General features: G+C 65.7%; 11 protein-coding genes. 9 read left to right on the plus strand and 2 right to left on the minus strand.

Annotation, left to right across the window (positions count from 1 at the left end):
- The first annotated feature begins 19 nt into the window (after nt 1–19).
- The 9 genes from CEW87_RS13715 (at nt 20) to motD (ending at nt 9,555) form a co-directional block, all read left to right on the plus strand.
- Nucleotides 20–637, plus strand: coding sequence for an rRNA large subunit pseudouridine synthase E (locus tag CEW87_RS13715; RefSeq protein ID WP_108977224.1), 618 nt, complete (start codon nt 20–22; stop codon nt 635–637).
- A 43-nt stretch (nt 638–680) separates the two neighbouring features.
- Nucleotides 681–1,133, plus strand: coding sequence for a DUF192 domain-containing protein (locus CEW87_RS13720; RefSeq protein WP_420094142.1), 453 nt, complete (start codon nt 681–683; stop codon nt 1,131–1,133).
- Between the two features lie 173 nt (nt 1,134–1,306).
- On the plus strand, nt 1,307–2,449 hold the full coding sequence (gene flhB / locus CEW87_RS13725) for a flagellar biosynthesis protein FlhB (protein WP_108973808.1): 1,143 nt from the start codon (nt 1,307–1,309) through the stop codon (nt 2,447–2,449).
- An 11-nt stretch (nt 2,450–2,460) separates the two neighbouring features.
- On the plus strand, nt 2,461–4,566 hold the full coding sequence (gene flhA, locus CEW87_RS13730; protein ID WP_108973810.1) for a flagellar biosynthesis protein FlhA: 2,106 nt from the start codon (nt 2,461–2,463) through the stop codon (nt 4,564–4,566).
- A gap of 184 nt (nt 4,567–4,750) precedes the next feature.
- Complete coding sequence (gene flhF / locus CEW87_RS13735; protein WP_108973812.1) at nt 4,751–6,205, plus strand: flagellar biosynthesis protein FlhF; 1,455 nt, start codon at nt 4,751–4,753, stop codon at nt 6,203–6,205.
- A gap of 1 nt (nt 6,206) precedes the next feature.
- Complete coding sequence (locus tag CEW87_RS13740; protein ID WP_108973814.1) at nt 6,207–7,007, plus strand: MinD/ParA family ATP-binding protein; 801 nt, start codon at nt 6,207–6,209, stop codon at nt 7,005–7,007.
- Between the two features lie 125 nt (nt 7,008–7,132).
- Complete coding sequence (locus CEW87_RS13745) at nt 7,133–7,909, plus strand: RNA polymerase sigma factor FliA (protein WP_108947671.1); 777 nt, start codon at nt 7,133–7,135, stop codon at nt 7,907–7,909.
- 20 nt (nt 7,910–7,929) lie between these two features.
- Complete coding sequence (locus tag CEW87_RS13750) at nt 7,930–8,670, plus strand: flagellar motor protein (protein ID WP_108973816.1); 741 nt, start codon at nt 7,930–7,932, stop codon at nt 8,668–8,670.
- Between the two features lie 21 nt (nt 8,671–8,691).
- A complete protein-coding gene (gene motD, locus CEW87_RS13755) occupies nt 8,692–9,555 on the plus strand; it encodes a flagellar motor protein MotD (protein ID WP_108973818.1) in 864 nt (287 codons plus the stop codon).
- A gap of 10 nt (nt 9,556–9,565) precedes the next feature.
- Here the strand turns inward: motD and parC are convergent, their stop codons facing one another.
- Together parC and CEW87_RS13765 are read right to left on the minus strand one after the other, a co-directional pair.
- Entirely contained in the window at nt 9,566–11,893 is a 2,328-nt protein-coding gene (gene parC / locus CEW87_RS13760; protein ID WP_108973820.1) for a DNA topoisomerase IV subunit A, read from the minus strand.
- Between the two features lie 147 nt (nt 11,894–12,040).
- A complete protein-coding gene (locus tag CEW87_RS13765; RefSeq protein WP_108973822.1) occupies nt 12,041–12,289 on the minus strand; it encodes a hypothetical protein in 249 nt (82 codons plus the stop codon).
- Between the last annotated feature and the right edge of the window lie 47 nt (nt 12,290–12,336).

A 12,336-nucleotide genomic window follows, 5' to 3' on the forward strand; every position in this document is an offset into this window, starting at 1 on the left:
AAGCAAACGGGTGGGCAAGGTGTCGCGACTGATTCTGCTGAACAAACCCTACGGGGTGCTGTGCCAATTTACCGATGAGACCGGGCGTGCCACGCTCAAGGATCATGTCGCCGTGCCCGGTGTGTATGCGGCCGGGCGACTCGATACCGACAGCGAAGGTCTGCTGCTGCTCACCGACGACGGCGCGCTGCAGCACCGGATTGCCGATCCGCGCCACAAGCTGCCCAAGACCTATCTGGTGCAGGTCGAAGGCGAGCCGGACGAGGCTGCGCTTGCGCAGTTGCGCGCCGGCGTGGATCTGGGCGACTTCGTCACGCGGCCATGCGAGGCGCGCAGCGTTGCGGAGCCCGACTGGTTGTGGCCGCGCGATCCGCCGGTGCGGTTTCGCAAGACGGTGCCGACCGCGTGGCTGGAGATCGTGCTGCGCGAAGGCAAGAACCGGCAGGTGCGGCGGATGACGGCGAAGGTGGGCTTGCCGACCCTGCGGCTGGTGCGCGTGGCGATCGGCGACTGGTCGCTCGATGGCCTGCTGCCGGGGCAGTCGCGCGAGGTGCCGGTGCCCGCAGGCCTGGTGCAGGCCGCCGTCGCACCGCCGCGCAAGCAAGGCGAGCGGCGGAACATGCCCCGCAGGCGGTAGAATCGCCGCCAGTGCATTTGGGCGACGGAAGCGAGTGATGAGCATGATGGGCATGGTTGGGCAAGTGTTGCGGATTGGCGGGCTGATGGCGGCACTCGTGCCGGCGATCGCGGGCGCGCAGATGCAGGTCGCGGAGCTCGGCGCCGGCATGTTCCGCATCGAGACCGAAGTGGCCTACACCGGCCCGGATCGTCAGCTCGGGCTGATGAATCGCAAGAGCATGCCGATGCATCGCGGCATGGTCTTCGTTTTTCCGCAGAATGCGCAGCACTGCATGTGGATGAAGAACACCCTGTTGCCTTTGTCGGTGGCCTTCCTCGACGAGAGCGGGCGCATCCTCAATATCGAAGACATGCAGCCACAGACCGAAGACAACCACTGCGCGGCCGCACCAGCGCGCTTCGCGCTCGAAATGAACCTGGGCTGGTTTCGCGAGCGTGGTCTCAAGGCGGGCGACCTGATCCGCGGTACAGAGCGCCTGCCTGCACCGCGCTGAGGGCTGGCGCAGTCGCTGCCCTCAGGCGGACAGCACCTGTTGCAGCGCTGGAATTGCACGGTTTTCTCCGCGCTTATCCGGCTTCGGTCCTTGTCCGCTGCCGGCGATAATTGCCCCACGTCGTCCTGCGTCCATGCTGATCCCTGCATGGCAGGACGTTACCGGAGCCGATCGTGGCAGAAGACAGCGATCTCGAGAAAACGGAACCAGCGTCACCACGACGAATAGAGCAGGCCCGCGAGGAAGGGCAGGTTCCGCAGTCGCGCGAGCTGTCGACCTTCTTCATCACCATGACCGGGGTGGCGACGCTGTGGCTGCTCGGCGACTGGATGGCGAATCGTCTGTTCGGTCTGCTACGACGCTCGTTTGCGTTCGAGCGCGAGATGGCCTTCGATCACGTGCTCATGCTTGACGGCTTCAATACCCTGCTCAGCGGCGCGCTGCTGACCATGATGCCCTTGTTCCTGACCCTGCTCGTGGCCGCGGTGGCGTCCCCCATCGCCCTCGGTGGCCTGGTGTTCTCCCCCAAGGCGCTGGGGCCCAATTTCGGCCGCATGAACCCCTTGCAGGGGCTGGCGCGGATGTTCTCGGTCCACGGCCTGGCCGAGATGGTGAAAGCCATTCTGAAATCGTTTCTGGTGGGCGGCGTGTCGGCCATCGTGCTGTGGGTCAACAAGGATCACCTGTTCGATCTCATGGTCGAGCCGCTGGAAGTGGGCATGCCCGACTTCGCCGATACAGTCGCCTTCGCGGCACTGATGATCACCACCAGCCTGGGCTTGCTGGCGCTGATGGACGTGCCTTTCCAGCTGTGGCAGTACCACAAGAAATTGCGCATGACCAAGGAAGAGGTCAAGCGCGAAGGCAAGGAGCAGGAGGGCGACCCGCAGGTCAAGGGCCGCATCCGCGCGATGCAGCGCGAGATGGCGCGCCGGCGGATGATGTCCGAGGTGCCCAAGGCCGACGTGGTGGTGACCAACCCGACGCACTTCTCGGTGGCGCTGAAGTACGATGCGAGCCGGATGGCTGCGCCCATCGTCGTGGCCAAGGGGCGCGGCGATCTGGCGCTGAAGATTCGTGAAATCGCGCGCGAGAACAAGGTGGCCATGCTCGAAGCGCCACCGCTGGCGCGCGCACTGTATGCGCACTGCGAACTGGAGCAGGCGGTGCCCGCAACCCTGTTTACTGCCGTGGCCGAGGTGATGGCCTACGTCTATCAGCTCAATAACTGGGTGGCCGAGGGCGGATTGCCGCCACAGCCGCCTGCCGAATTGCCGGTGCCCGAGGGGCTTGACCCCGGCGCCCCCGAAGAGTGAATGCCTGACCCATGGCCTCGAACGATACCTTGAACCTGCGCGCGCTGATCACGCCAGAGAACCTGCGCACGCTGGCGGCACCGATCCTCATCATCATGATTCTGTCGATGATGGTGCTGCCCTTGCCGGTGTTCCTGCTCGACGTCTTCTTCACCTTCAACATCGCGATCTCGGTGATGGTGATGCTGGTGGCGATGTACTCGAAGAAACCGCTCGATTTCTCGGTGTTCCCGACCGTGCTGCTGGTCACCACCTTGCTGCGGCTGTCGCTCAACGTGGCCTCGACCCGGATCGTGCTGCTCGAAGGTCATGGCGGCGGCGATGCGGCAGGCAAGGTGATCGAGGCCTTCGGCAGCTTCCTGGTCGGTGGTAATACGGCGGTCGGCCTGGTGGTGTTCGTCATCCTCACCCTGATCAACTTCGTCGTCATCACCAAGGGTGCCGGCCGGATCGCCGAAGTGAGCGCGCGCTTCACCCTGGATGCGATGCCGGGCAAGCAGATGGCGATCGACGCCGACCTCAACGCCGGTCTGATCGACGAGAAGACAGCCAAGAGCCGACGCAAGGAGATCGGGCAGGAGTCCGACTTCTACGGCGCGATGGACGGTGCGTCCAAGTTCGTCCGTGGCGATGCGGTCGCCGGCATCCTGATTCTGGTCATCAACATCATCGGCGGGCTGTTCGTCGGCGTGATGCAGCACGACATGGCGATTGGCGAAGCAGGTCGCACCTATACGCTGCTCACCATTGGTGACGGTCTGGTCGCGCAGATTCCGGCGCTGATCATTTCGGTTGCGGCCGGTCTGGTCGTGTCCCGCGTCGGCGATGAGGGCGATATCGGCGGGCAGGTCATCAACCAGGTGTTCTCGAACCCGCAGGTGCTGGGGCTGACGGCCATCATCATCGGCGTGCTCGGCCTGATCCCGGGGATGCCCAACGTGGTGTTCATCCTGCTTGCGTCCATGTTCGCCGCGCTGGCGTGGATGCGGCACAAGCGCATTGGCGAGGAGTCGCAGGCGGCAGAGGCCCCGGCGGCGGCGCAGGCGGCAGCGGCGCAGCAGCCGGCCGAATCGCAGGAGGCAAGCTGGAACGATGTGGCGCCGGTCGATGTGCTCGGGCTGGAGGTGGGTTACCGCCTGATTCCGATGGTGGACAAGGGGCAGGACGGCGAACTGCTCAAGCGCATTCGCGGCCTGCGCCGCAAGTTTGCGCAGGAGGTGGGTTTCCTGTCCTCGCCGGTGCATATCCGTGACAACCTCGAACTCAAGCCCAATGCCTACCGGATTGCGCTCAAGGGGGTCGAGATCGGCACTGGCGAAGCGTATCCGGGGCAGTTTCTGGCGATCAATCCGGGTCGTGTGTCGGGGCCGCTGACCGGTCGCGAGACCAAGGACCCGGCCTTTGGCCTGCCCGCATTCTGGATCGAAGGCGGTGGCCGGGAGCAGGCGCACGCGCTCGGTTACACCGTGGTCGACGCGAGCACGGTGGTGGCCACCCACCTCAACCACGTCATTCTCAACCATGCCGCCGAGCTGCTCGGGCGGCAGGAGACCCAGTCGCTGCTCGACCATATCGGCAAGGACGCGCCCAAGCTCATCGAGGATCTGGTGCCCAAGCTGCTGTCGGTTTCCACCGTGCAGCGGGTGCTGCAGAACCTGCTCGACGAGGGCGTCAACATCCGCGACATGCGCAGCATCATCGAGGTGCTGGCCGAACATGCGCCGCGCATTCAGGACCCGGTCGAACTCACCGCGAAGGTGCGCGAGGCGCTGGGGCGCGCGATTGTCCAGAGCCTGTTCCCGGGCAATGCCGAAGTGCAGGTGATGTCGCTTGAGCCCGGTCTCGAGCGCATCCTGCTGCAGGCCATGAGTGCGAGCGGCGAGGGCGGGGCGATCGAGCCGGGTCTGGCCGACACCCTGCTGCGTCAGACGGCACAGCTTGCCCAGCGCCAGGAAGACATCGGCCTGCCGCCGGTGCTGCTGGTTCCGGCGCAGCTGCGCATGCTGCTGTCGCGCTTCCTGCGCCGTGCCGTGCCTTCGCTGAAAGTCATCTCCAATGGCGAAGTGCCGGAGTCGCGCACCATCCGCATCACGGGCATGGTCGGCACCCCGACCTGATCGAACGCCCGTCGCGCAGCCCTCCGGTCTGCGTGCTGCGCCTGACAGCGGCAATCGCCTTATGACTTTCCGGCAAGGGGAATAAGCGGGGGAAAACCGGTTTATTCCGCCCATGCCGCACAACCGGTCCGCCGCATAATCGTCTCCAGGATGCGCGCAAAGCGCTGTAGTCGGGAGATTCATCATGAACGTTAAGCGCTACTTTGCTCCAACTGCCCGTGAGGCACTGCGAGCCTTGAAGGAAGAGCTCGGTGCCGATGCCATCGTACTGTCCAACCGGGCAGTCGAGGGTGGGGTCGAGATTCTGGCGCTGCCTGCCGATGCCGTGGGTGCGCTGCAAAGCGTGCGTCCGGCGCCTGCTGCTCCGCGTGCGCCCGCTCCGGCGCCGACGCGCCAGATGGCGGCACCGATCGATGATGAAGACTTTCACCTCAGCCTGTCGGGACTGGCCGCCGGCGTGGTGCCGCGCAGTGCCGCCCCGCAGCCGCCGCGTCGCAATCCCGATCCGGTAATGCGCCCCTTCAATCCGCCGCGTATCGATAGCAGCGCGCCCGCACCGCGCAGCAATGCTGCGCCGGCACCAGAGCGTGCAGCGGTGATGCGCTCGCGGGTGACGGTGGAAGAGGGTGGTCGCCAGGCTGCGCCCGCCGTCGAGCGTCCGTCTGCTCGCGCCGCCGAAGACGCCCGTGTGCGGGAACTGCAGGAAGCCAATAACAAACTGATGGCCGAGCTGACGGGCATCCGCGGCATGATCGAACGCCAGCTCGCAGGCTTTGCCTGGGGTGAAACCCGCCGTCATGCGCCCGCCCGCGCGGCCATGCTCGGAGAATTGCTCGAAGCCGGCTTCTCCGGTACGACCGCACGCCAGCTGGCGGAAGCGATTCCCGAGGATGCGACGCCCGATCAGGCGCATGCCGTCGTGCGTGCCATGCTCGACCGCAAGCTCAATGCGCGTTCGACCGACGACGACCTCATCGATCGCGGCGGCGTCTATGCGCTGGTGGGCCCCACCGGTGTCGGCAAGACCACGACCACCGCCAAGCTCGCTGCACGCTGCGTGCTGCGTCATGGCGCCGGCAAGCTGGCGCTGATCACCACCGATGGCTACCGTATCGGGGCGCAGGAGCAGCTGCGGATCTATGGCCGGATCCTCGGCGTGCCGGTGTTTTCGGTGCGCGATGCAGCCGACCTGCGTCAGACGCTTGGCGAGCTGCGCAACAAGCACATCGTACTCATCGACACCATGGGCATGAGCCAGCGCGACCGCATGGTGGCCGAGCAGGCGGCCATGCTCAGCGGCGCCGGTGACGTCCGTCGCCTGCTGCTGCTCAACGCAACCTGCCGCGGCGACACGCTGGACGACGTCGTGCGTGCCTACGCCGGCCCCGATCTGGCGGGCTGCATCTTTACCAAGGTGGACGAGGCCGCTTCGCTGGCACCGGCCATCGACGTCGCCGTGCGCCGCGCCCTGAATGTGTTCTACGTGACCAATGGCCAGCGCGTGCCGGAAGATCTGCACCTTCCCAACCGCGCCTACCTCCTTCATCGCGCACTGCGCGAGCAGGGGGGCGAGTCACCCTGGCATCTCAACGGGGATGAGGCCGGCATGATGCTCGCAGCTGCGGGCCAGGGAGCCTGACATGATCGACGGACGCGAAGACCAGGCGGCGGGACTGCGGCGTTTGTTCCGTAACGCACCACCGGGCGTGGTTGCGCTGTATGCCACCGGCCGCTACCGCACGCACAATGCGGTGCGTGCTGCCCATCGCATTGCCGGCCATGCGCACCGCGTGCTGCTGCTTGATGAGGCGACGGGCGACGAGGCCCTGACCGCTGCGCTGGAGCTGCCGGCGGGCCCGGATCTGTTGCAGATGCTCGATGGCCGGCTGACGCTCGCCGGCCTGCTGCAGCCGGTGCCCGGTCTGCTCGGACGTGTGCCCGCCGCCGCCGCCGCACTGGCTTTGCCCCTGCTCGACGATGCGCGTCGCGCATGTCTGGTCGAAGCGCTGCGGGTTCTTCACCGTCATGCCGGTTTCGTGCTGATCCACGCCGGTCAGAGCTCGGCCAGCGACCCGTCGCCCTTTGTGCATGCGGCGCCGCGTCGGCTGCTGGTCGCAGAGGCGAGCGCGAGTGGCGCGACCGAAGCCTATCAAGTCATCAAGCAGCTCGCGGCCGCCGGTGCCGGGTCGCTGCACGTGGCCGTCTGCCGTGCCCGCAACCGGGCCGATGCGGAGCGCTTCTTCACCAGCCTTCAAGGCCTGGTGCGCCGCCATGTCGGCGTGCCGCTGGCATGGCTGGGCGAAATCGAGCGCGACGACATCGCAGAAGGTCTGTCGCAGCCGCAGTCGATGTCCTCGCCGCGCGAGCCGGAGGCCGCGTTCCTGCGTCGTCTCTCGGTGATGGCACGTAGCCGGCCGGCCGGGCAGGTGCGCAGGGAGTGAGTATTGTGATGCCGCTGACCTATCCTGCTAGCAATGCGAACGCCAGTGCGGGAAAATGGACCTCCTTGAACGCGCCTGCGGTCACGCCCGAACGGTCGCGTCGCAAAAGAATACAGGTCCAATGGATGTACGACGCTGACGGACAACTCGATACCGATCACCTGGTGGTGTCCTATGCGCCGCTGGTCAAGCGCATTGCCTATCAGCTCATGGCCAAGCTGCCCGCGAGCGTCGACGTCGAGGATCTGATCCAGAACGGCATGATGGGCTTGCTCGATGCGATCGGCCGTTTCGAGGAAGGGATGGGCGCGCAGTTCGAAACCTACGCGGTACAGCGCATCCGCGGCTCGATGCTCGATGGCCTGCGCGAGAACGACTGGGTGCCGCGCAGCCTGCGCCGCGACATGCGCCGTATCGAATCCGCCATCAACGATCTCGAACAGCAGAACGGTCGCGCACCGAGCGAGACCGAGCTTGCCGAGTCGCTCGGCGTGTCGCTGTCCGAGTACCAGCACATGCTGCAGGAGGCGCGCGGCCACCAGCTCGTCTATTTCGACGACTTTGCCCGCGACGAAGGCGAGGATTTCCTCGAGCGTCATTTTGGCGAACATGAGACCAACCCGCTGGAACTGCTCGAAAGCGCCGACAATCGCGCCAGTCTGGTGCGCGCCATTGAGGCGCTGCCCGAGCGCGAAAAGATGATCATGGCGCTGTACTACGACGAAGAGCTGAACCTGCGCGAGATCGGCGAGGTGCTGGGCGTGACCGAGTCGCGCGTGTGTCAGCTCCACAGCCAGGCCATTGCACGCCTTCGTGTGCAGGTGGTCGGTGCACGCCCGGCCGGCAGCACGCCCGGTGCGCGTCGCGGTCGCCCGCCCAAGAACCCGCCCGCAGGGGCCTGACGGCCACAGGATAGAACCCAATGGATAGCATCAGCCTCGTTGGCATCGCGCTCGGACTGGCCGCCATCCTCGTCGGGCAGGTACTCGAGGGTGGGCACCTGTCCTCGCTGATGCAGCCCACCGCGTTTCTGATCGTGGTTGGCGGCACCGCCGGTGCGGTCATGCTGCAAAGCCCGCTGCGCGTCTTCGTGGATGGCCTCAAGATGGCCAAGTGGGTTTTCGTGCCGCCGATGAGCAGTCACGAGGCCATCATCGAGCAGGTGTCGGCGTGGAGCACGGTTGCACGCAAGGAAGGTCTGCTCGTGCTCGAAGGGCAGATCGAAGGCCTGAACGATCCCTTCATGCAGCGCGGCCTGCAGATGCTGGTCGACGGTGTCGAGCCGGGGCGCCTGCGCGAAGTGCTCGAGGTCGAGATCGATACCTGGGAAGGACAGCTCAAGCAGAAGGCCAAGATCTGGGAAGGCGCCGGCGGTTACGCGCCGACGATCGGGATTCTGGGTGCGGTGCTGGGCCTGATCCACGTCATGGAAAACCTCTCCGATCCGTCCAAGCTCGGCGCCGGCATTGCGGTCGCCTTTGTTGCGACCATCTACGGTGTCGGGCTCGCCAACCTGATCTTTCTGCCGGTCGCCAAGAAGCTGCAGGCCCATATCGGGACCATGGTGTCCCAGCGCGAGATGTTCGTTGATGGTCTGGTGGGCATCGCGAGCGGTGACAATCCGCGGATCGTCGAGAGCCGCATGCAGGGCTACCTGGTCTGACGGGCCACAGCGGAACCCGCCATGGCACGCCGACGCAAGGCTCCTGAAGAACACGAAAACCACGAACGCTGGCTGGTGTCCTATGCCGACTTCATCACCCTGCTGTTTGCGTTCTTTGTCGTGATGTACTCGCTGAGTTCGATCAACGAGGGCAACTACCGGGTGTTGTCGGATTCACTGGTGCAGGCTTTCCGCAGCATCAACGTGAACGAGAGCGGACAGCAGATCATCATGCCGCCGATCGCCGTGGTGACGGGCCCCATTTCGCCGGCCCTGCAGAAACCCAAGATGCAGGCCCCGACCGCCGAAGAGAAGAAAGCCGAGGAGGAACGCCAGCAGAACGCCGCGCGCATGCGCAACATGGCCGAGGAAATCCGGCGTGTGCTCGGGCCGCTGACGCGTGACGGACAGGTCAGTGTGTCCGAAGGGGCGTTTGGCATTACCGTCGAGATCAACGCCAGTCTGTTGTTTGCGCCCGGAGAGGCCGTGCTCGGTGACGAGGCGGTTGCGGCGCTGCGTGCAGTAGCAGGCGTGATTGCGCTGGCGTCGTTCCCGGTGACGATCGAGGGGCACACCGACAACATCCCGATCAGCACCTTCCGCTTCCCCTCAAACTGGGAACTCTCTGCGGTGCGGGCGTCGTCGGTGGTGCGTTTGTTCGTGGATTCGGGGGTGTCGCCCGAACGCCTGACCGCGGCCGGTTATGCCGACCAGCGCCCGGTGGCGGACAACACGACCGAAGAGGGGCGCACGCGCAACCGGCGGGTCGCGATCCTGATCGAATCTCGCGTGGGCGACCCCCCGCCCGAAGCCCCCGGTACGATCCCGGCCAACGACCCGATCCGCTCCATCCTGCCGCCGATCGAGCCCGTCGCGCCGGGCTGATTCGCTTTCCTCAATACATGTTTTCCGGCTTGAGCCGGATTGCGAGCTGCATCCCCTTGCGCGCACGGCGGTGACGCATGGTTTCGCGCTGTGCCGGCTTGAGCGTGACCGACGTCTGCTTGCTGCCGCGGCCGATGCCTTCGACGGTGAGAACCGCGTCGTCGGCAGGTACGGCCACCGCGACCAGGGTCTCGTCTTCGTCCATGCCCATCACGATCACGCCGCGTCCGCCTGACTGCACCTTCATCTCGGCACGCGGGAACACCAGCACACGGCCGCCGGCCGATGCGGCGGCAATCCAGTCGCCCTGCACCCGCGCCGGACGCAGCACGGTTTCGCCCTTTTCCATGGCCATGAAGGCCTTGCCCGCACGCTGGCGGCTGGTGGCGTCGCCCACGCTGCAGATGAAGCCGTAGCTGCCGCTGTTGGCGAAGAAGTAGTTTGCATCCGGCGCGTCGGCCACGACCTGGGCCAGTTTGCCGCCGTCCTGAAACTCCACCAGGGTGGTGATCGGCACGCCGTCACCACGTCCGCCCGGCAGCTCCGCTGCCTTGACGGTATAGGCACGGCCGCGCGTGTCGATGACGACAAGCGGCCAGGTCGTGCGTGTTTCGAGCACGGCAAAGCCGAAGTCGCCCGCCTTGTAGCTGATGGATGCGGGGTCGATACCGTGGCCCTGGCGCGAACGGATCCAGCCGTTTCGGGACAGGATCACCGTAATCGGTTCGTCGGGCACGCTGATCTCGGCCGGGGCAACGGCGGCCACGGTTTCGATCAGGGTGCGGCGGTCGTCGCCGTACTTCTTCGCGTCGTCCTGGATTTCTTTCAGGATGAGCTTGGTCATCGCCGAGCGGTTGTCGAGGATGTGCTGCAGGCCGGCGCGCTCGTCGCGCAGTTCGCCCAGCTCCTTTTCGATCTTGAAGCCTTCCAGGCGTGCGAGCTGGCGCAGGCGGATTTCGAGGATGTCCTCGGCCTGGATGTCGGTGAGGCCGAAGGCGGCAATCAGCGCGGGCTTCGGTTCGTCCGATTCGCGGATGACGCGGATCACTTCCTCGATGTGGATGAAGGCGATCATGCGGCCTTCGAGGATGTGGATCCGACGATCCACTTCGTCCAGCCGGTGCCGGGTGCGGCGCTCGACGGTGACGTAGCGGAAGTCGATCCACTCGCGCAGCACCTGCACCAGGTTCTTCTGCTGCGGCCGGCCGTCGCGGCCGATCATGGTCATGTTGACCGAAACCGAGGTCTCGAGGCTGGTGTGTGCCAGCAGCACCGCCATGAATTCGTCGCGGCTCTGGCGGCTGGAACGTGGCTCGAGCACGATGCGGATCGGCGACTTGTCGCTCGATTCGTCGCGCACGGTTTCCACCGCACCCAGCACCAGCTGCTTGAGGTTCTTCTGCTCCTGGCTGACTTCCTTCTTGCCCGAGCGCGGCTGCGGGTTGGTCAGGGTTTCGATCTCGGCCAGTACCTGGGAGGCCGAAACACCGTGCGGCAGCTGTTCGACGATCACCCGCCACTGGCCACGGGCAAGCTCCTCGATGCGCCAGCGTGCGCGCATGCGCAGGCTGCCACGACCGCCGGTGTAGGCGTCGCGGATCGCCTCGGGCGAGGAGATGAGCTGGCCGCCGCCGGGGAAGTCCGGTCCCGGCATGCGCTCGAGCACGTCTTCTAGCCCGGCCTCCGGGTTGCGGATCAGATGACAGGTGGCCTCGGCCACTTCACGCAGGTTGTGCGGCGGAATCTCGGTGGCCATGCCGACCGCGATGCCCGATGCGCCGTTGAGCAGCACGAAAGGCAGGCGCGCCGGCAGCAGTTGCGGTTCTTCGAAGGCGCCGTCGTAGTTGGGGATGAAATCCACCGTGCCGCGGTCGATCTCGGACAGCAGCAGTTCGGCGATCGGGGTCAGGCGGCATTCGGTGTAGCGCATTGCCGCGGCGGAGTCGCCGTCGCGCGAGCCGAAGTTGCCCTGGCCGTCGACCAGCGGATAGCGCAGGGAAAAGTCCTGTGCCACCCGCACCATGGCGTCGTACACCGAGGTGTCGCCGTGGGGATGGTACTTACCGATCACATCGCCGACCACGCGCGCCGACTTCACATGCTTTGACGTCGACGACAGCCGCATCTCGCTCATGGCGTAAAGAATGCGGCGCTGCACCGGCTTCATGCCGTCCTCGACCTGAGGCAGGGCGCGCGACTTCACCACGCTCATCGCATAGGCGAGATAGGCGCGCTCGGCATAGTGGTCGAGGGCGAGGGTGCCGTCGTCAACAGGAGGCTGGTCTGCCGGAGGCAGGGCGGCGGAATCGCCGAACGGATTGGATATGTCGTTGCTCATCGGGAGTAGGCCAGGATCAGGCGGATATCCCGGCGACGGGCCGGAAAGGGGGCGATCTTAACCCGTCAGGGGCATTCGGCGCGAGCCGATCTTCCCGCGAACTCGTGAGAGACACGACGTCGGGCGCTGCCTTGTCGCAATTCCGACTCAGTCGGCGGCCTCATCGGCATCGCCATCAAGCAGGGCCGAGATCACCGAGTGGCCGACGCCGTCTTCCGGGTCGAGAACCTGCAGACGGGCGACGATGTGGCGACTGGCCTCGGGGTTGCCCCGGCGCTGTGCAAGCTGAAGGATGTGTTTTCGCGCTACTAGCGCATGGGAAGCTGCGTGGGTGCCCAGTATGCCCAGCCAGGCGTACTCCTCATGCACGTAACGTCGGCGTTCGAGTGAACGCAAGACCTCGATGTCGCGAAGGTTCCTTTGGTGAAATGTGGGGCCTGGCT

It is taken from the genome of Parazoarcus communis (assembly GCF_003111665.1).
Taxonomy (GTDB): domain Bacteria; phylum Pseudomonadota; class Gammaproteobacteria; order Burkholderiales; family Rhodocyclaceae; genus Parazoarcus; species Parazoarcus communis_B.